Source organism: Reyranella sp. (assembly GCF_965279465.1).
In the GTDB taxonomy this organism is placed as follows: domain Bacteria; phylum Pseudomonadota; class Alphaproteobacteria; order Reyranellales; family Reyranellaceae; genus Reyranella.
In genome coordinates this window covers 5,982,393-6,003,434 of the sequence record NZ_OZ257242.1, presented here as the reverse complement: position 1 = coordinate 6,003,434, position 21,042 = coordinate 5,982,393, and the positions used below count along the sequence as shown (strand labels likewise).

12 protein-coding genes are annotated in these 21,042 nt (G+C 60.2%); 6 read left to right on the top strand and 6 right to left on the bottom strand.

From position 1 onward, the window contains the following. Window positions 1-9 precede the first annotated feature (9 nt). The 3 genes from ACQY8M_RS29225 to ACQY8M_RS29215 are packed head-to-tail and all read left to right on the top strand — an operon-like array spanning window position 10 to window position 5,459. On the top strand, window positions 10-2,196 hold the full coding sequence (locus ACQY8M_RS29225) for a glycosyltransferase family 2 protein (RefSeq protein WP_428663342.1): 2,187 nt from the start codon (window positions 10-12) through the stop codon (window positions 2,194-2,196). After that, window positions 2,196-3,851 (top strand): glycosyltransferase, encoded by a 1,656-nt coding sequence (locus tag ACQY8M_RS29220; RefSeq protein ID WP_428663340.1) that lies wholly within the window; start codon window positions 2,196-2,198, stop codon window positions 3,849-3,851. Before ACQY8M_RS29225 ends, ACQY8M_RS29220 begins: the two co-directional genes overlap by 1 nt. Window positions 3,852-3,893: 42 nt before the next feature. After that, a complete protein-coding gene (locus ACQY8M_RS29215) occupies window positions 3,894-5,459 on the top strand; it encodes a glycosyltransferase family 2 protein (protein WP_428663337.1) in 1,566 nt (521 codons plus the stop codon). A gap of 236 nt (window positions 5,460-5,695) precedes the next feature. Here ACQY8M_RS29215 and ACQY8M_RS29210 read toward each other — a convergent pair whose 3' ends face one another. The 5 genes from ACQY8M_RS29210 to ACQY8M_RS29190 form a co-directional block, all read right to left on the bottom strand. Next, window positions 5,696-9,493: a polysaccharide pyruvyl transferase family protein gene (locus ACQY8M_RS29210; protein WP_428663334.1), complete on the bottom strand. Its 3,798-nt coding sequence runs from the start codon at window positions 9,491-9,493 to the stop codon at window positions 5,696-5,698. Between the two features lie 950 nt (window positions 9,494-10,443). Continuing rightward, a complete protein-coding gene (locus ACQY8M_RS29205) occupies window positions 10,444-11,241 on the bottom strand; it encodes a glycosyltransferase family A protein (protein ID WP_428663331.1) in 798 nt (265 codons plus the stop codon). Between the two features lie 293 nt (window positions 11,242-11,534). Beyond that, window positions 11,535-13,697 (bottom strand): glycosyltransferase, encoded by a 2,163-nt coding sequence (locus ACQY8M_RS29200; protein WP_428663328.1) that lies wholly within the window; start codon window positions 13,695-13,697, stop codon window positions 11,535-11,537. A gap of 9 nt (window positions 13,698-13,706) precedes the next feature. Further along, window positions 13,707-14,360, bottom strand: coding sequence for a MarR family winged helix-turn-helix transcriptional regulator (locus ACQY8M_RS29195; RefSeq protein ID WP_428663325.1), 654 nt, complete (start codon window positions 14,358-14,360; stop codon window positions 13,707-13,709). Window positions 14,361-14,655: 295 nt separating this feature from the next. Next, entirely contained in the window at window positions 14,656-16,734 is a 2,079-nt protein-coding gene (locus ACQY8M_RS29190; protein ID WP_428663323.1) for a glycosyltransferase, read from the bottom strand. Between the two features lie 1,410 nt (window positions 16,735-18,144). On the opposite strand from ACQY8M_RS29190, the gene ACQY8M_RS29185 reads away from it, so the two are divergent. Then, on the top strand, window positions 18,145-19,251 hold the full coding sequence (locus ACQY8M_RS29185) for a polysaccharide biosynthesis/export family protein (RefSeq protein ID WP_428663320.1): 1,107 nt from the start codon (window positions 18,145-18,147) through the stop codon (window positions 19,249-19,251). 222 nt (window positions 19,252-19,473) lie between these two features. On the opposite strand, the gene ACQY8M_RS29180 is transcribed toward ACQY8M_RS29185, so the two are convergent. Beyond that, complete coding sequence (locus ACQY8M_RS29180) at window positions 19,474-19,728, bottom strand: hypothetical protein (RefSeq protein ID WP_428675622.1); 255 nt, start codon at window positions 19,726-19,728, stop codon at window positions 19,474-19,476. Here ACQY8M_RS29180 and ACQY8M_RS29175 point away from each other — a divergent pair. Both ACQY8M_RS29175 and ACQY8M_RS29170 read left to right on the top strand, forming a co-directional pair. Continuing rightward, the gene (locus ACQY8M_RS29175; protein ID WP_428663318.1) at window positions 19,650-20,018 is read left to right on the top strand and encodes an ISAzo13-like element transposase-related protein; all 369 of its coding nucleotides are present in this window, start codon (window positions 19,650-19,652) and stop codon (window positions 20,016-20,018) included. The genes ACQY8M_RS29180 and ACQY8M_RS29175 overlap by 79 nt on opposite strands. Window positions 20,019-20,177: 159 nt before the next feature. Then, window positions 20,178-20,699, top strand: coding sequence for a transposase (locus ACQY8M_RS29170; protein WP_428663315.1), 522 nt, complete (start codon window positions 20,178-20,180; stop codon window positions 20,697-20,699). Window positions 20,700-21,042 lie beyond the last annotated feature (343 nt).

The following is a 21,042-nucleotide window of genomic DNA, read 5'->3' as shown; positions in this document are numbered from 1 at the left end:
GACGTTCAGATGGAGCCGCGGGCCGGTGCGTGGCGCGCCACGGGGGCGCTGCCGGCGATCGACCTGTCGTCGTCGCGCCCCGCCTTTCCGTCGGGCTGGGTGCGGCTTGCCATCGATATCGAGGTGACGGACGGCGACTCCGCTTTCGGCTGGATGCGTGCCGACGGTGGTGAAGGTTTCCGCGACGCCACCAGCGTGCGCATCCCGCGGACATCCGATGGCAAGGTGCGCCTCATCGTTCGTCTGCCGGAGGCGGTTCTGGCGCTGCGCTATGAACCGATCAAGGGCGCGGGAGCCTTCGTGCTCGGACCGATCGAGGCTCAGGAAGTCGGCTGGCTGGAAGTGTTTGTCTGCCAGATGGTACGCTATTGCCGCAGCGAAGGCCTTTCGCCTGTCAAGGCGCTGCGCGCGGCGGTCTTTCACGCCCGGGTTCATGGGGTCGGCGCGCTCTGGGCCTGGATGAAGCTCTATCTGGGCGGGGAGGTTGCCGACAAGGCCTATGCGCCCTGGGTCGCGCAGCACGATTCCTGGACGCCCGACGGCCTGCGCGCTCTGGCGCAGGTGGCAGGAGAGTTGTCGTCCCGGCCCAAGTTCTCGATCGTCATGCCCGTGCATGACACGCCGGAGCGCTGGCTGCGCAAGGCGATCGACTCAGTCATCGCGCAAGCATACGACAATTGGGAACTCTGTATCTGCGACGATAATTCGGCCGCACCGCATATCTCCATTGTGCTCGATGCCTACCGCCGCGCCGATCCCCGCATCAAGGTCGTGACGCGACAGACGAACGGCCATATCGCGCGGGCGACCAACGATGCCATGGCCCTCATGACCGGCGACTTCATGTGCCTGCTGGATCATGACGACGAGCTCGCGCCGAATGCTCTCTTCGAGTTCGCCAAGGCGCTCAACGAGGATGGCGGGATCGATTTCCTCTACTCGAACGAGGATCTCATCAGCATCGACGACGTCCGGTACGAGCCGATCCTCAAGCCGGCCTGGTCGCCGGAAAACCTGGAATCGTACATGTATCTCGGTCACCTGACCTGCTATCGTGCAGATCTCGCGCGACGCATTGGTGGTTTCCGGTCGGAGTATTCTGGAGCGCAAGACTACGATTTCGCTCTTCGCTATACGGAGCAGGCGCAGAATATCCGGCATGTGGCCAAGATCCTGTACCATTGGCGAGCGGTGCCGGGTTCCGTCGCTGTTTCGATCGACAAGAAGGACTATGTAATCGCGGCCGCGATGCGCGCGCTCGAGGATCGGCTGTCGCGAGGCGGCGACAAGGGGACGGTCGTCGAACGGCGAGTCAGGGGTTGGTTCGAGATGAGACGCGACGTGGACGGTGCTCCGCGGGTGTCTGTGGTCGTGTGGGATGCGAACGGGCCAGGGACCGCCGGCGACAGCTCTGGCGGTGAAGCGGAAGCGTGTATCGAGTCCATCCGATCGAAAACGACATATCGCAATTATGAAATCATCCTGGCGAGAGCGGCGGGCGAGGACGCCGACCGGCTCAATGAAGCAGCCGCGCGGGCTGGAGGCGATTATCTCGTTTTCGTCGATTGCACCGTTCGCCCAATCGCCGGCGACTGGCTCCAGAACATGTTGCGTTATGCGCAACGGCCGGGGATTGGAGCCGTCGGTGCTAAACTCCTGTTCGGGGACGACACGATTCGGCACGTCGGCATTGTCTTTTGCGCGGGTTTTCCACGTCACGTTCGGCAGGGCTATCCGATGTCCGACTGGGGTTATTGGGGAAGCTCCAGCATCGCGCGAAACTATTTGGCTGTATCCCCGGCCTGCATGATGGTTTCGAACCACGCCTTTTCCGCCGCGGGTGGTTTCGATCCGGCGATACCATCGCCATTCTGCCATTTCGATCTATGCCTGAAGATGGTGCAGCAAGGCCGCCGAAATGTTTACACGCCTTCAGTATCGCTTTACCACTTGGGATATCACGACTCCTCCGGTAACTCCGATGCCGCTCGGAATTTTGTCCTCAAATGGTGGCACTTGACGGTTCCTGATCGGTACTATGGGGCCAACCTCGCCCTGGATCCTCCGACCTTCGAATTCGATCCAAGTTCCTCGGCGAGCGAGCCGCCTTGCGGTCGAAGCAAGGATCGGAACATGTCCGGTCTACCAACCGTGTCGAACGAAGGGCCGGACGCGCATTCCCGTGACGCTCGTTGATGATGTTCGGTAGCAGGAGTGAAGCGGCTGTCCGAAAGGAAGCCGCCGGCCGGCGTCCTTTCTGGCGTCATCCGGTGCTCAATGACTGGTATTCGACGCCCTCGCGGTACGAGCCGACCGGCACGCCGTTGTCCAGAAGGACCAAGGTCGCCCGGGAAGCTGGCGTTCGTCTCGCCCTCCTGTTCGCTCTTGTCTTCATCGAGACGATCGTGTTCGCCCCGGTTTCGGGTGCCATCACAAGGTGGATGTTAAGGCTGGTGAAGCGATCGCATATTGCGGCAATACGGCCTGGATTCGACGGTTCGTTTTACCTCCGGCAGTTCGCCGGCACCTCTCGGGAACGCCAGGTTTCGTCGGATCCGCTGTTGCATTATGCGATACTGGGCTGGCGCGAGGGGAGGGCTCCCTCCGCGGGATTCGATCCCTCGTTTTTTGGCCGCCGAAATCCAGGCCTTCCCCGGAATGTGGATCCACTTCTGCTGCACGCAAGATCGAACCGTGCCGGCATGCCCTGCCACGAATTGGTCGAACGGCGCCGGAATCTGAAGTGGAATCCGGATCTGGAAGGAGTCCTGACGATTCACCACGCAAGAGGAGGAGGAAGTGGCACCTTCCTGGCTCTCTTCGAGGAGTATGAACGGGAGCTGAATTTCAATGTGTTTCGCCTGCGGGCGTTGCCGGGAGGGCAGGCTCTGGGCGCGCTGGATGAAATCGTCGAGAGTACCGGCTCGGTGCACCCGCACGTATTCGATCTTGCACGCGGCCTGACTGAGCTGGCGGAATATTGCCGAAGCAGGCGCATCGTGCGCCTGGTCGTCAATCACGTCATAGATCGTCCGCCAGAGGTGCTGAACTGGATCAAAAACCTCAGTCGCATGCTGGAATGCGAGTATGAGGTAATCCTGCATGATTATTATGCCCTCTGTCCGCGGGTGAACATGGTCACCGGCATGTCGGAATTCTGTGACACGGCCCCGCCCGAAGCGTGTGCCGTCTGCACGGCGAACTACGGCTCGGAGGTGAAGGGGTTCGATCCTCACAGTTGGCGGCGCGATTTCCTGGCCTTCCTGGAGGGGGCCAGCCAGCTGATTGTTCCCAGTGCCGACCTGGGCGCACGCCTGCAGTTGCACCTGCCGGCGAGCCGGATCTCGGTCTGGCGACCTGAAGGCGATGACAGGCTTCCCGCCGAACGCAAGCCCCGTCTTGCCGTGGATGAGCCGTTGAGAGTGCTTTCGATCGGTGCGTTGAGTGTCCCGAAAGGGGCGAATGTGCTCGCGAGCCTGGCGCATCAGGCAGCATCGAGTGACAAGCTGCTTACCTTCAAGCTGATCGGCGACGGGGCGGACGCAAGGCGCCTCCAGCTTGCAGGAGTACAGGTTACGGGTTTCTATAAGCAGGTGGATCTCGACGGCCTGATCAACATAGCGGACCCGCACATCGTGTTTTTTCCCTCGATATGGCCGGAGACGTGGTCCTTTGTCCTGACTTCTGCGCTGCGGCGCGGTCTTCCGATTGTCGCCTTCGATATCGGTGCACCGGCGGAGCGGCTGCGGGCGCTTGGACGCGGCCATCTCCTGCCGTTGGAATTGGCCAACCGCCCGATGGACTTGCTCAAGGCCTTCAGCGATATGCGGTCGCAGTGGGTCAATCGCTAGATGAAGGCCCCCTGGCCCTCACCTGGGGATGTCGGTGGTCGTGTGGCCGTCGCCACGATCGGGAGACTGCTTCCGGTCCTGGCCCAGCGCGCCTGTCATCGCGCCGGACTCGATGACACCACGTTTTCTGCGGCGGCCCGGAATTTTGACCTGGCACACTATGAGCGTTTTGCCGGGCGGCGGTTCAGCTCGAAGGATGCTGCCCTATTTCATTATCTGAGGGTTGGCTCCCCTCGAGGCTGGGAGCCGCGTGCCGACTTTTCTCCGGCACATTATCGGCAGAGCAATCCCGACATCGTGGCCGAGGGATACGAACCTTTTGCACACTATTGCCGCTTCGGGCGGCACGAGGGGCGGGGAGGTACGGCGGCGGCGGATCATCCCGAAGACGCCTCGATCTCTGCGCCGAGCTTGCGACAGATTCTCGAGCGGCCGCGGCCGCGCAGGCACGGGGCAAGGGTCGACGTGGTCATGCCGGTTTACGGCAATCGGCCCCTGACAATGCGCGCCATCGACAGCGTCCTGGCAGCAAACGTGACGGAGCCCTTCGAATTGATCGTCGTGGACGACGCCTCTCCGGATGCGGTGCTGGCCGCTGAACTGAGGCAGCTGGCCGAGCGGGGGCTGGTGTCCCTGCTCGTCAACGATTCGAACCTCGGCTTCGTGCGATCCGCCAATCGCGGCCTTCTGCTGCACGAGAATCGCGATGTGGTTCTCCTGAACTCGGATACCCAGGTTTTTGGCGATTGGCTCGGCAGGTTGCTGGCGGTCCTGCACGGAGCCCCGGCCATTGCGACGGCGACGCCGCTGTCAAACGCAGCGACCATTCTCAGCTACCCCGTCACGCTGCGCGAAAACGCGCGAACCGGCCTCGATTTCGCGGCGCTGGACGAAATCTGCGCCCGTGCGAATCAAAAGCCGGTGGAACTGCCGACCGGCATTGGATTCTGCATGGCCATCAAGCGTACGTGCATCGATGAGATAGGTGCCTTCAACGCCGCGCAATTCGGGCTCGGTTACGGCGAGGAGAACGACTTTTGCCGCCGCGCCGCTGAAAAGGGTTGGCGGAACGTCGCAGCCACCAATGTTTTCGTGTGGCACAGGGGAGGGGGATCATTCGGGGGGCAGCGCGAAAAGCTCGTCGCGGCGGCACAGCTGTCGTTGGAGCGGCTGCATCCGGGATATAGGGCTCTTGTGGGAGAATTCATTGCTCACGATCCGCTGAAAGCGGTGCGTGCAAAACTGGATGCCCGTCGTGTGGCGGCCGATACCAGAGCCAAAATCCTTCATTTGGGCGACGGAGATAAAGGCGAACAGTCAAATGGCCATGATCTGATGGTGCGACTCGTGCCGGACATCGCTCCCTTCTGGGGGGCGTACCGACCGACCATTTCGACTATTCCAAGCGTTCCCAACCTGGCCCGGATCACCAATCACACACAAGTTGGATGCTTGATGCAACTCATGGCGGATTTGCACATCGAGAAGCTATGTCTCGGCCCAAAAGCCTCCTGCTCGGTAGAGCTCGAACATAAGCTGATAAATGCAGCCAGAGAATCCGGCATTCTCATAGACAGAATAGCCTCCGGCAAACCAATAGAGTCATAGCAATATCGCCTTCGCCGGCGACGCCTCGCCGGTGGCATCCTGCTGCAATTGGAAGACCAGGGCCTGTCCTCAATTGAGCCAGGTGATAGCTCCGATTCCTTACGCGTTCCATCGCGAGGGACGATCAGGGGACCCCTCAGTACAGCGCTGCATGGAATTGCGGCCCATGCAGATCGCCGCCCATCCAAATGCTCGCGACGCCTTCAAAGGGCCTCAGCCCGTTTGTCACCTCCATATCAGTGGGCGCCGGCGGCGCTGTGCTGCACCAGCACTTCGCTCACGGGCAAACGTATTGATATCGGGGTCAGGACGGCCGGATCGTAGTGGCCAACGGCAACAAAGGAGATGAAAATTTCGGTTTCGGGAATCTTCAGGATTTCGCGGATTGCCTCTTCACGGTCGGGATTCATCGCCGTGTTGAGGCTGCAGGATCCGAGCCCCACCTGGCGCAGGCCCAGCAGCAGCGACATCATGAACAGACCACCATCAATGTAGCCTTGGTTGCGTTCATTCGGCGATAGAAAAGCGGTTAAATCGCAGGTGACCAACAGGAGCTTGGGAGGCATCTTGTACCCACGGAAGCCACGCTGCAGATCAACCGCAGCCCGTATGATCTTTGCATCCTCGAAAAGGTGCACACGCGGGGCTTGCCTGTTGCAGACCGAGGGCGCGAGCTGGGCGATCTGAACCGCACGCTCGATATCTTCGTTGAGGACCGGTTCAGACGTGAATTCGCGAACGCTTCGCCTGCTGTAGACGACCTCCAGGAAACTGCGATCCTGATTGGTTTCCACTCTTGTCGCCTCACGCACCGACGTCATAGGCAGGACGCCGCCCTGCTTGTCGTCAGCCTTGGCGATCAGGTCCAGGAGCGAAGGGGGAAAAAATCCCTCCTGCTCGGAAACCTCGACGCCCAACGCCTTGTGACGTTCGAAATAGACGTGCATCACCGATGCTGCTGCCTTGAAAAACTGATCCTCCGTCGGGTGCGCCGCTGCGAGCCAACTCTGCATCTCGTTAGCCAGCTTTTGAATCGCACCCTTGCCGAAACCCCCTCGGAAGTCAGCGTGACTCAGGCCCTTTTCAATTGCGTGCGTGTGATACATCAGACGGGCTCGGGCGCCGCTGATGGCGGAAGATTGCTCGTGCGCGTGGACGTATCGTTCATTGTCCTTCAAAGCCAGCTTCTCTGCATTCTTGGCATAGCTTGAAGGTTCTTTGGCAGGCTTTGCCGAGACAGTCGGCAGCTTCTGCACCGTGATGCCGGCGATCTCTGCGCCCGCGCGCTCCCCGGTGAAGTGTACGGCCCCCAGCATGAACTGAGTGAAGCCATCCTCCGGCACGCTGAAGTCGAACGAATCGGTGCGCAATGCATTTGACGCCCCTTTGATTGCAACGGTTCCGATGGGGTGGAATTTGCGGGTCGCCTTGTTCCTGACGTACAGAATGACCGCGCGCGCCGTGGTCCGCACCGTCCAATTGATCGTGAACCTGTAGGGAGCCGCCTTCAGAATGGGGCAGGGAAGATCGCACCAGACCAGATTCCCGCGGATCGAGCCGCCAGGCGCTACCGCAAGTTCGATGAAATCCTTGTGCGAGGCGACAGCCCAAGCCGCATTGCTGGCGGTAAAGGCAGGCCGATCGACAGCGGTGCTCTCGCCCAGGGCCGCATTCGGCGGCAAATACGGCTTGCGCGAACCGATAGCGCCAGACAGCGCCGACGACAGAAACCGCCTGGAATCGGCGCGGAGCCTTTCAAGGCGCTTGCCGACAGCATCCCAATCAATGGGCCGAAGCATCCTCTCGACATCGACCTCAGTTGGCTTGACCACGAGTCGATCCTCCAATCCAAACATCTTCAACAGCGAAGTAAAGCGAGCCAATCCTCGTTTAGGATTGCCGTACGCCATGAAAGGCTTGTTGAAGAGTATCGAGAACACCGTGCCGTGGAAAGAATCCGTCACGACGAAGGAGGCATCGTGGATTGCTGCCAACCAGCCTTCGACCGATTTGTCGCCCTCTCCACTGCCTGCGGGGTTCGCCGCGTGAAAAGGTTGCCCGTTCGTTGAAAAGGCGTTGACGGAAAGCCTTCTCGACAGGGCATCGATAATGCGAACCTTGTCCTCGTTGCGGTCCAGGACGTACGCCAGAAGTTGGCCCTTGTTGGAATGTCGCTCCTTGGACGAGAACAGGCGGACGTAGTGGTCAGTTGTCAGCAGCATGGTTGGGTCAAGGACGTGCTGAGAGTCGACACCAAGACGGTCCCTGCACAGCATGACGCCACTGTCCTCCCTGACCGATACCGCGTCGAAGCGCGCGATCAGGGGAGCAATCATACGGGTTTTCGCGTCATCGTATTCCCAGTCGGCAGTCCCGAACGACGCTGCATAGCTGATCCTTTTGACCTTATTGTCGTCCTCCGGAAGAAAGCTGAGAAAGAAATCGGGCAAGACGGATTTCGCATATTTCGGTCGCCAGACTTGGTCGCTTCCAACGACAATCGCATCGAAGCCGTACCGGCTGATATTCATGCTTAACTGGGACGTCGAATGAAATTCTCTCGATATGGGAGTAGCGTGCTCTTCGAGAAAAGCGCGATTCGGCGCGTGGCTTATCGGCATGATATCCGATATCAGAGGCACTTCGTCATCCGGCGCGATGGCAGCAGCATCGACACGGACATCTTTCGGGGCCTTTCGTCTATTTATCAGTACGGGTTGATGCCCCAGTTGCCTCAAAACCTCCATCAGCGCATATCCCTGCAGGTTGCCGCCGATATTTGCGTTGAACGGCAGGGTCAATACACCGATTTTCATCGAGCGGGTCTCCCGTTCTGTGCCGAGAGGCAGTGCATCCTTAGGCGGGACCTCAGCCTCCGGGACCGATTTGGCTGAAGCAGAGTGGCGATCGACTGCAGAAAAAACCTGGAGCGCCCTGGCAAGAAGCAGGTCAAGCGCTTCGCCCAACGGCAAATCCTGTGCAATTCGTTCCTTGCCGTTGCCGGCAGTGGTCACTCGGAAGTCTGATTTGTGTCGCTTTTCGACGATATCGACGGAAACCAGCCCCTTTTCTGATGGCGTAAAGTCAAAAGCAAACTTCACATCCTTGTGGACAAAGCTCGCCACGAGGCATTTGTCATTATACACCCAAATTTTTCCGAGATGGCCATCGAGGCCTTTCTCTCGCAGCAAAGGCACGAGTGTATCCGAAATATCTTGGAACATGGGAACGCTCAATTTTGCTGTTGACGCGGCAAGGGGAGCCGGCGGGCTCGGAAGGGAAAACTCTTCTACCAAGGCTGGGCTTAGCGGAATCTGGCGCGCTCTGATCTTGCGCGGGATCGCATCCTGGCGATTGTGCGCCAGCGAATAATGCAGATTGTTGTCGTGGTTGAGCACGTAGACAGCCGCGGGAAAGGGCAACGGTTTCAATGGTCGCCCGGCCTCACGCATCACGTGCTTCCAATGCGAGTGCTGGTTTAGATGCTTGGACAGGTAGTCCACGGTTCCGTCATCGTCTGGCAATGGCGGAAGATCATCCGGCCTAAAATTTATGACCGAACAACTGCCGCAGACATTGTCAAAGCCTTTCCCCCAGACCCCAGGAATTGGCGCGATCAAGTTGGCTTTCCAGTCGTAGGCATAGCCGGTCTCGACCAGGTAACCGTTTGGGTCTCGATCTTCTAGGACATAGCCAACCAGTTGGTTGCTCAGCAGATCGTCCGCGTCGAGCATCATGACGTACCCGCCGCCGCGCTCGCGGACGGCGCGGAGCAAGAGGGTTCGTTTCCTGCGCTTGTCCCTTAGCTTGGCGCTTGCAATATCTTCCACGGTCCAGCGCGACTCGAGATGGACAACGTCAAGTTTAAGGTCTGGGGCGAGCTCGGGCATATCCTGCGCCGCGAGCAATACCTGGAAAGACTTGTTCGTCTGATTGTCGAGCGAACGCAGGGTCTGATTGAAAACCCTGCTGACCTGTCCCCAATCCGACGCATTTGCTTTCGGCATCAGCGGAATGCAGAAGAAAAAATTCATTGTGCCGCAGTCTTGTCCCATAGAACTATCATCGCTCGCGAGCAGATTGCTGCAGTCCACCTGGGTATGGGAAAAGCTCATTACCCGATGATGCTTGCAGAATTTGCAACGTGCTCCCGGTCCCGCAAGATCTGCTGGTCCAAAATTCCTGGTCTGGCGGAAAGATAACGGGTGCCATCAACAGCACGAATTCGGAACCTGCCCAGGTTTCACGTAGGTCACGCCTCCTGAGATGGTCTCGCGCGAACGTCCATAATTCTATCAGCCCGGGTCGTCGCCGACAAGCTTGCCTGGGTTTGCAAACGGCGTGTTCGGCCTGTGGCCCAACGCTGATGAACCTGGGCTGAAACCCGATCGCCAACTGCCTTGCAATTGTGCACGACGTTGGGGCCGGGGGCGAAACCCTGGGTCGCCACGTGATGTCGGAGCCGCCCGACAGCTCCGAATCCGAGACCAGAACGTTCTGGCCGTCTATCGATATGGCGATCGGCAAGGCGCCATGACGTTCGATCTCGGGCGAGGCACCGATCTTCATCCGTTGCGCTGAAGTTCCGGATGCGGTCCTCCCAAAGCCGATGGTGGCGGTATAGCCCTCTATGGCGACGTCCCGAATCCAATCATTCTCGATAGCGTGGAAATCCACGAACGTGATTCGCGCGCGAACGTTTGGTCCGTTCGGCGGGTCGACAGGAGTGACGCTCCCGGGCACCGAATGGCCAAATATTCCATCGAATGCGGGCAGCGGGCGTATTGCGACGAGCCTGAAGCACGTCGATCTCGGGCTCGAGGTTTTTTCGCGTTAGGCCCCGTGACGAAGTGCCGGCCTCGCGCCCATGTTGAAGGAAGGCTTGGTCGACGTTTTCTTCTCCGGGGGCATACGCAATGCCGCCCGATCGATGGGCGCAACGCTGGAGACCTCGAATAGCAGGACGCTTGACCGAGTTGAGCCGTCAACTCGATGGCCGCGGAAGGGCAAACTCTTTTATCAAGGCTGGGGTCAGAGGAACCTTCCGCGCCTCGATCCTGCGCGGCAGAGAAGCCTGCCGATGCTGTGCGATCGAAAAATGCAGATTGTTGTCATGATTGAGCACGTAGATTGCTGCGGGAAAGGGCAGGGGTTTCAAAGGGCGTCCGAATTCACGCATCACGTGCTTCCACCCCGAATGCTCCTTGAGGTGCTTGGCCAAGTAGTCTGCCGCTTCGTCTCCTCCTCGCAAGGGCGGGAGATCGTTCAGCGTGAAGTTTATGACGGAGCAGCTACCGCAGACACCGTCGAACCCTTTTCCCCAGACTCCTGGAATTGGTGCGATCAGATTGGCCTTCCAATCGTACGCATAGCCAGTCTCGGCGATGTAACCATTGGGGTCCCCATCCTTCAGGACATAGTCCACCAGTCGGTTGCTCACCAAGTCGTCCGCGTCGAGCATCATGACGTACCCGCCTCCGCGCTCGCGGACAGCGCGGAGCAAGAGGGTTCGTTTCCAACGCTTGTCTCTCAGCTTGGCGTTTGTAAGATTTTCCACGGTCCAGTGTGGCGTGAGATGGACAACGTCGAGCTTCAGGTCCGGAGCAATCTCGGGCATATCCTGCGCCGCGAGCAATACCTGGAAAGACTTGTTCGTCTGATTATCGAGTGAACGCAGCGTCTGATTGAAAACCTTGCTGACCTGTTCCCAATCCGACGCATTTGCTTTCGGCATGAGCGGTATGCAGAAGAAGAAATTCATGACACTGGAATCGCGTTCCATCCGGCTAGGCCTCATTCTTGGCGAGGATCATCATCCATGCCGCGCTTTCACGGCTGAAGCTGATCGTAGGCCTCAGAACTAGCGCGCCGCCGATCCAAGGATCTGCTTTTGATGCCCACGCGTCGTTGGTGGTCAGGGCAGGTTTCTCCAGGCTATGGACTGTCCGCGATCAGCTTCAGATGCATTGTTAGCTGATCCGGGCCTTTCAAGCCAGCTTGGGCAGAAGCGGGGTGCCACGAAGCCGGTGCGCAAGATCCGTTCGAGGGATGCTTCGGACGGAGGAATTGTGTTGCCTAGGACGCAATCTGGGGAGGAATGCCGAAAGGGCGCGCCTCGGGCGCGATGTTCAGGTTCAACGCCCCTCGATCACGCGTAAGCACCTCGATATGCCACTTTACCCATGCCTCGGTGTATTCCAGCCTGACCGGAGAATATCGGTGCTCGTCAAAGGCGGTGGCCCCCGACTGGGTGAGGGACGCCTCGTGATGAAGGCCGATCGCCAGAACGTCGGACAGATGCGTGACGGCCGACTGCCCCAGCCGATGGCGGATACGGGTCAGGATTTCCGAATCGGCGCCGGTGCGCACACTGTCGAAGCTTCCGACCTGGTCAAGAACCGACCTCCGGAAAAACGTCGAGGCCGGATTCAGGTGGGTGTAGGGTCCGTCGCGACGAACGATGATCCGTCCCGTGCGATCCATGCGAATCCAGCTCGACGTGCTGCATGCGATGCCATGCTTCATGGCATTCAGATGGCTCTCGAGCCGCTGGCTGTGCATCCAATCGTCGGAATCGTGGAATGTGACGAAATCTCCGGAGCACTGACGGATCGCCTGATTCTTCGATGCGTAGGTGCCCATGTTGCGGTCGTTGAAAATGGGCTTGATCCGCGGATCCATGCTCGCAAGTGCCTGAATGATCTCACGGCTGTTGTCCTCGCTTCGATCGTCGACGATGAACAATTCGAGATTCGACACCGTTTGGTCGAGTACACTGCGAACCGCCAATTCCAATGTGTCGCTGGAATTGAACGACGTCATTATCACGGACACCTTCGGAGAGAGCGCACGCTTCTGCGACGCTCGCGGCACGATGCTGAAAGGGGCCGGCACCGTTTCGCTTCCAAATTGCACGGCCGGCAGACGGTGGAACTGGAGAAACCGCCGGAGCCATATCTGCCAGGTATCGGTTTGACCCTTGACCAAGGCCAGATTGGCCAGGCCGAGATACGCATCCGCGAAATCCACGCGCCGCTGGAGAATTCTATGGAAGGCAGATAGCGCCAGATCTTCTTCGGCATTGTGCGCCAGGAGATCGCCGATGAAAATGAGACTGATGTCGGATGCCGCGTATTGGTTGGACAGGATGAGTTTCGAATAGGTAATCGCTTCCCTCAGGTCTGTCGTATATACGGCAGCAATGTAGCTTGCCAGCGGACCCACTTCGTCGGGATGCCGAGCGATGATGTCGCGGTACTTTCCGAGGGCTTCTTGCGCACGTCCGCTACGTAGGGCGCATCTTGCGAGCAGATCGTGCAGCCGCCGTCGCTCTCCCTCCGGCAGCCCGTCGAACAGGGCCGGCGTCTCGATCAGTGAGCGACCGATGGCTTCAGCCGATTGAACTGCGTTCAGCAGTGCGTAGAGCCGCATCGCGAACATCTTCAGGATCGCGAGTGCTTTCGGGACGAACCTCACGTTGCCGCTGTCCGACAGCTCCACGAATTTGATCAGGAGAAACCGGAGGTCGGTTTGGAAAAGCCCGTTGAGAGCAGCCCGCACCTGCGCTGCCGATTCGTACGTTTCGAGAGCGCCAATCAGAGCCTCAACGCTCCAGCGGTGCTCCTCGGTGCCAACCTTGCAGGCAAATGTCTGGGAGAGATAGGATGAGAGCATGTCGCGCGCTGCGGTCGAAAGAGTCTGCGCTTGACCCTCATGGACGATGGACGGCTTTGCGGCCGTGCCCGTTTCGGGCTTTCTCTTGAGAGAAGCGGCAACAGGGGAAATTATCGACGTATTGACCTTCGACGCGATCGCGGACGAAGTCCTGGCGCGGGTGGCGTGGGATGATGATGTCAGTTCCTCGAGCAAGAGATTGAAGCGCTTGACCTTGAAGTCGGTCTGTAGCGAGGATCTGAGATAGGTCTTGATGCCTTTGTCGCAGAGAATGACGGTAATCGCTCGATCAAGGGATCGTGTATCGTGCACGAGTCTACGTGCCCCCTCCGTCAAGTGCTCGAAGTTGCCCAACGCTCGAGCGATCTCGACCTCTATCGTGACATCGACCGGTGTGGGTGACACGTGGGTGGGTTCGCTCAGCAACTTGTCGACACCCGCAAAGAGCGGCCCATCCAATGTGCCCGCCTGGGGGGAAGCGCTCATTCTCGTCAGCGGCAGCAGTTGCCGTGAGAACATGCTGCGCAGATCGGGGAGAGTCGGTATTGGTAGTGCGGCAATCATGTGTCCGAGCTATTCTCCACCGCGAGTGACCGGTTCACGATTGGCGTCGGCAGCGCCCGGTTTCTTGCGGTTGGACAGCGCGCGCGAGACGACATTGAATACGCGGCGGTCCCGGTCGAAGAGCCGTTCGGTGCCGGCGTGGTCCAGCGATTTCAGTTGACTCAGAATCTGCGAAAGCATCTCGCTGCCTTTTGGCAGGATGGCCACGCCATGCGGTCCGCGGTCTTCGCCAGACTGCGAAACTTCAATCAACCCGCGGTCGGCCAATTCGGCCATGGCTTTGGTGACGCGCCGGCGCGAAATCCGCAGCTTCCTCATGATCTGAGTAACAGTGCCCCCATCGGGCCCGATCTCACGAAGAATTACCCAACCCTCAAAGCTCACACCCCGCCGCTCCGAAAAAATTGCTGAATCGCTGACGGTGGAATATGTCCGGTGAAGGAGCAGCAACATTTCTTCCAGCTGAATCTTGTTCGTGCCTTCCGCAGGGGCTGTGGGGGCACCTTCTACAGCAGCTGCGTGGGCGCCCTCCGCAGTGGCTGCTCTTCCTGCGCTGGGTTCTTCGGCCGCGCCGGTTGGCCCCTTCAGGCTTCTCCACACTGAAGCGAGCGACCAGCTGGTACTGCTCTCGTGGCTTTTATCGCGACTCGCCCGCTTACTCATATCCACCGCCTTCCAAATCTCAGGCCAGATGCTCTCTTATGGAGCGATTGATCAGCAGAGCCATCATACAGGCAAGGACGAATGCGAAGGCGGGGACCGAATCAAGAGCAAACGCCCCGGACACGTCGGACTGCGAGTCATCATCGGACTGACAAACGCGGTGACGTGCACATGTTGCGAAAATCTGACCGCACGGTTTGAACAAGCGGCGCGTTGCCGGTCACCCCGCTCGACTGTGGGGCGAAGACCCGAGGGGTTGTGGCGCTCGTTGATGCGGCACACTGCGTCCCGAGACCTAGGATCGGACTTCAGGTCGAACATCGTAGTGAGCGGGCACCGCAGAGGGAAAAACCGGATGCACGGCGGGACGTTCCTTCGATTGCTTCCGGCGCTTCTTGGCTTCTTCGTTCTGCAGCACTCGGAACCTGCGCCGCAGCAGGCGAAGTGCGCGGTGGTTCAGCATATACGACGACATGCCTGACAACCGGTCCGCGCCGTATGTGGCATTGAGCACTTCCCGGCCCGCCGCCGACAGCACCGTCCGGCGCTCCTTGGTGAAGGACGCCGACTTGGAATGGAAAACATAGGTATTTGTTGCGATGCCGCATGCATAGCCAGCGTTGGCCGCCCTTATGCAGAGATCATCTTCCTCACCGTAGCCGATCGGGAACTTGTCCTCGTCGAAATATCCGATGTCCTCCAGCGCCGCGCGGCGAATGGCCATGCAGAAGCCGTTGACCAATGGGACGAAGGGAACAAAATCCAGGGCGATCTTCTCGCACAACCTGTCCATGTCTTCGGGGACAAGGTTGGCCGGAAGCTGGTTCACGAAGAACGTCCCGTCGGCCGCGGTCAAGCCAGGCACGGACTGCCAGCTTGCCGCGTTCGAGAGCGGACCGACAATGGCCAGGCGGGGGAAACGCTCGCCGGCAGCGACGAGCTTGCGCAAGGCATGGCGCGGCACCACGGTGTCACTGTTCAACAGCACTACCCAATCGGTGATGACCCGCTTCAGGGCGAGGTTCGCTGCACGCGTATAGCCAACGTTGTGGGGAGTGCGGATCAGCTCGACCCATGGATGTGCAGCGGCGAAGCGGGTCAGGAAGGCGGCTGTCGACGCATCGGAGGCGTCGTCCACGATGATGACGCAATCACCGTCCCGATGTGCACGGGCAACCGACGCCAGGCATTTTTTCACGTCGTCGAGGCCATTGTGGACGCAAATCGCTACTGTGATCGGACCTGATGCGGATTTCTCGAGAAGTGGACGTTCTCCTGGCCAAGCCGGCGCGTGCGGCTGCAACCTGCGATTCCGTCGGTGGGGCTTGAAGGTAAGCAGCGGATGTCGCCGCGCACAGACACCCGCCGTGTCCAGCGGCGCGAGCTGTTGCGAGCGCTGCCACAGAACGGTCGGCAGGCTCAGCTGGTCCCGCCGGCTGCCCGTCTCGATCTCACTCCACCAGTGGCTCATCAGGCTGATGCAGCTGGGTGCGTTATGCCGGCGAAGGAGGAAATTGGTTTCCCAGAGCCCCTGTGCCTCCGGCATCCCGATGTCCCTGTAGCGCGCAAGCTGCCGCAGGATCACGTCCTCCCGATCCTTGTAGCGTATGATGCATTCGGTTCCCTCGTCGTAGACGCAATTGCGAAGAGGATGAACGAAGGCACCCATCGGGATGTCGTCGCTCAGACAGTCGAAGAAGGCGCCGACGTCGCCGTTGACCCCGATGTTGGCGTCGATCCAGACGCTGTGGCTATATTCCGGAAAGTACAAATGAGGATGCAGTTTGACAAAGCGTGCCGCGCGCGTCGGGTCGTGGTGAAGGTAGTTGAGGGGCACCACCTTCCAGCCCGGGACCTCGAGCGAATGATCGCTGAACGCGACAAAATCGCAATTCGGCGGCCGAAAAGCCGGCGGCTCCAGATCGTCGTAGCCATCCACCACGGCAGTGTAGACAACGTAACGGCCAGGTAGCGGCGTCGTGCTGCGCGAGTCGGCAGTATAGCGCGAAGGTGGCCGAGGAAGGCGGTGGCGACGAACGTTCTGGCGCGCCACCTTGCGAATCGCATCGAGCGACTCGGCACGGCGGCGTTGGCGAAAGTAGTGGAGCAGGGGGTTGATCCCCGCATCGAGAGCGTCCGGATTTCTTGCAAGATAGTGCGTGGTGTCGAAGCATTCCGATGGATTGCGCTTTTCTTGCGCACCGAAATCCAGGAAATGCATAACCGGATCGACCTTGGCCGCTAACACGTCGGCGTTCATTTCCAGGTAGTAATCGCTATCGAAATATTCGCACTGGGCGATCAGCGCGAGCTTATGCGCGTCGCGCCACCGACCGCGCAAACAATAATGCGCGTAGAGCTTCAGGTAATTCACTGTTCCCTGCAATTCTAGCACCTCCAGGTCGCACCCGCGCCTTGGGCTCGCGGCCACCCTTGTTCGCTCTTACAGAAACTGGCACATTTTGACAGATGTCCGTCTCGACTTCGATTCATTTCGCAACTGCGAGATGGATGGAGATCGTAGCCCCCTCGCGTTCGAACTTCACGGTGCGCAACTCCAATGGTTTGGGGCCATTGGATGACCGGACGCCGTGCAATATGCCGTCCGGACGCAATTTCGCCACGATGCGGCCACAAACCGGCCGGGAATCTCTATGGGACGTGCCGCGACTCATCTTCGACCGGATCCGAGCTTCTGAGTTCTGCAGCTCTGCGCATGGCGCGATGAGCCATGCGCTCCCAGAGTTTCCGTTCGCCTTTGTCCAGGTCGGCCCACCGGCCGGGCGTCCCGGTCCTGTCGTTCATGTATCCCCAATATAGGCTACGCGCGATGGCGGTGTAAAATTCTCGTTCATCCATCGTGGCCTCGTTCGATGTCGCCTTCAGATCGACAAGCAAATACTCAGCCAATCATGTTACATCTGCGCGAACCACCATCGACAGGGCTGGTCGCGACGTTCGCGAACGACGTTGCATCCCGGCTCAGGGGGCAGTCGGCGATAGACGACCGGAATATCGCATTGCCACCGCGCCGGTCTAGGCTGGGAGAGCGTCGGCCGAGCACGGCCGGAAATCTGTCCTTCGGCAGCGTTTGTCGCTCGTGCACATGGGGTGATCTGGGATTTGTGGCTGCTTTCAGGTAGCCCCTCCAGCCGCCAAACATCAAAACGCTCAAGCTGAATAATCCATTTGGAGGGCTAACCTCAGCCCCAAGAATATGACCGACCGTCATCTGGACAAGAGCGGACGCCTTTAAGGATCTCCCTGTTCCGTGACCCTACGATATGGCCAGTGAGAAACGCAGCGCTTGTGCGCCCGGAGCTGTCAATCAGTCTTGGTGAAATTCAACAGGTTGACGCAGACCAGAATTGCCTATGTCCTTAGTATATACCCCTAGCAAACCGTTCATTACAATCCTCAAAGCCGGGCGATCGCGAGCTGTGATCAGGCTTGGCGGGTCGAGAGCCATCGACGAGCTGAAGCTCTCATGGGGCTCGAGTCCGGTCACACTATTTGGCCGCGTCGATGTTTCCACTGGCTTTGAGCGCTTGGGTGAGGGACAAGAATGTCTTGATGTCGCCTTTGTTCCATACCGTGCGACAGCCGGGGCGGCGCCAGCCAGGACCGTCCCCAGTTGCCATGAGTGCCTGACCACATGCCGTCATCCAAGCTTATTGTCATCTGCCTTCTCGCCCTTGCGCTGCCAGCATGCTCGTCTCTGCCCTCCGCCGGCCCGACGGCCTCACAAGTCGAGCGGACGGCCGATCCAAACCTCGACGTCTACTTGGTCAAAGTCACTCCACCAGTCGTCCGCGCTCTGTCGGATTACAAGTACGACGGATTCCCGCGGCCTTTCCAGCTCGACACCCACCGGCCGAGCGTCGCCCTGCAACCCGGCGACATGGTCGGCGTCAGCATCTACGAGGCGGGTGGTACGCCGCTCTTCGGCGGCGGTGGCAGTAGCAGCGGCGGTGGTGCGCCAGGTGCGGCGACGGCGCAGACTTCTGTGTCGGCCCAGGCCACAACCTTGCCGGGCCAGCTCATCGAGCCCAGCGGCCAGATACTTATTCCGTTCGCGGGGCGCGTTCGTGTAGCGGGTCGCACCCCGAGCGAAGCTGCCGACGAGATCGCACGTCGCTTGGCGCCTCAGACGGTGCAGCCTCAGGTCATCGTCACCCTGCTCAGCAACAACGCCAATGCCGTCTCGGTCGGCGGTGAAGTTAACAAGGCCGGCCTCGTCCTTCTCACTCTGCGCGGCGAGAAGCTGCTCGACGTCATCGCCCAGGCTGGCGGGCCGCGCTTCCCCGCGCTCGAAACGGATGTTCGCGTCATGCGCGGGAACGCCGTCGCCGCCATCCCGCTGCAGCAGGTGTTAGCGAATCCGCGAGACAACATCGTCGTTCGGCCCAACGACAATGTCGTCCTGGTCCGCAATCCCAAGACCTTCGTGGTGCTTGGCGCGGTCACCAAGGTCGCCCAGTACAACATGGAGTCCGAGCGCGTCACCTTGGCGGAGGGGATCGCCCGCGCCGGCGGCACCGTCGACAGCTACGGCAGCCTGGCGGGCATCTTCCTGTTGCGCAGCGAGCCGACACCGCTGGCGCGCGCCGTGTTGAAGGCGGACTCCGCTGCCATCGACGACACCTATGTGCGGACCGCCGAGACGCGCGGCCTCACCGGCCCGCAGACCCGGATGATCTATCGCATCGACCTGACCCAGTCTGGCGGCTACTTTTCCGCCCAGAACATCGCCTTGCGCGACAAGGACATCGTGCTGGTCGCCAATGCCGAAACCGCCCAGATCCAGAAGGCGATGGCCCTGCTGCGAGCCTTCACCGGCGCCTATTTCGATCTCAGCCGCGGTGCGGCCTTCTACGTGCCGTCGCAGTGATAATGTCGGCACTACGGGAGGGCGCGCCTTTGAGTGCCTTGCCGACACGCGCACCGTCAAGGTGCGGTCGCGTGAACATGCCGCGCGTGAGAGCATGGCGCCGACCTGTCGAACTCGGTGGCGAGGGCATCGAGCTCTTCAGTGGCTATGAATTGCCTGATGCAAGCGACTTGATTTCGGCATGCACAAGCTGAAGGCTGCTGCTAAGGGCCTGGTGCAAGATTACAGAATCGGAAGAAAAGAATCGGGACGCGGCGAATTACGCATCAATAGAATCGGGGAACTGCTATCGCAAGGCAAGGCGCGTTGTAGACTCTCGTCGTGATCGACACGATGGGCATTCGTCAGCGTTACGAGGCGGTTGCGCCGCACCTCGATGAAACGCGTTTTGCGTCTGTTTGCCGCCAGCGAGGCGCGAACGGCGGGCCGCGGCGGCATTGCGGTGGTCAGCCAGACGACCGGGATTGCGCGCAGCACGATCGGCCGCGGCCTTCGGGACCTCGACAGCGCGGCGTCGGCCTGGCCAAGCGGGCGGGTCCGGCGCGGCGGCGGCGGCAAGGCTGCCGTGGTCGAGCAGCCCCTGCTGGAAGACCCGCGAGCGCTGCCAGCATCCCGATCGCTATGCCCAGTTCGATCATATCAATGCACGTATCGCCCGCTTCCGGCGGAACGGCCAGCCGGCGATCTCGGTCGATACCAAGAAAGCCTCTTCCGGGGATCGAGTGGGTGACTCTGGAAGGGGAACACTGCGAGACGCTGGTAGATAGTGGATTCTGGATTTTGATCGGCGCCGATTCTTGTCACGCTAAGGGATGGGCAAGAAGAAGCGGCAGCGGCGCCTCGGGACTTTCTGGCCGACAATCCGCACTTCACCCAGCGCTGCGCCTGCGAGGTCGGGCGGCGCTGCCGGGAGGCATCGATCCGCGATGTCGCCAGAGACTTCCGGCTCGACTGGGACACGGTCAGCCGTTCCGCACTGTCGCCGGCCGACGTGCGCCGCAGGCGGCGATCCTGTTCGACAATGCAAGGCCGAATACGCCCGCGTCAGCGGCAAGGACCGGCGCATCATCAAGGGCCAGAAGTACACCCTGCTGTCGCGTCACGACAACCTCGCGCTGGAGGGCAGGCGCTCGCTCGCCTTGCTGCTGGCCGCCAACAAGCGGCTCAACACCGCCTACCTCCTGAAGGAGGAGTTCGGCCAACTCTGGGACTACAGGTGCGATGCAAGCTCACGTGGCAGCGGCTGGAGCCCTACAACGCTTCGCCGACATGATCGAGCGCCACTGGGACGGCATCGCCGCCTACTGCAAGCCCGAGAACAAGGTCTCGCTCGGCTTCGTCAAGGCCTCAGCAACAAGATCCGTGTCTTCCAGCGGCGCGCCTACGGCCTGCGGGACGAGGAGTATCTGCGCCTCAAGGTCGTCACCCGCATGCTGCCGCGGCATTGAGCCTCGCAGTGCGCCGGCAGCGCGCGCCGCGATCAGGGTCCTCTTCTCCCGCTTCCCAGCTCATCGGGGTTGCCGCAGGGCCGGCGGGTCTGTGGGCGAAGTCGAGCATTTCCCCGCGTTCCCAAGTTACCAGGCGTTCACGGCACGGAACGCGGGGGAAGGGCAGCCGCTCCGCGAAGCGGATCGTCCACAGATCCGCCGGCCTCATCACTTCATGATCAGCCAATCGCCCTGCCGGCAGACGCAACGACGAGCGCTCCGCGCCTTCTCAATCCAGCCCTTGGCCGGCAGACCGAATCCACCCAAAATCACCCACTCGATTTCCTGAAGACCCAATTATGAG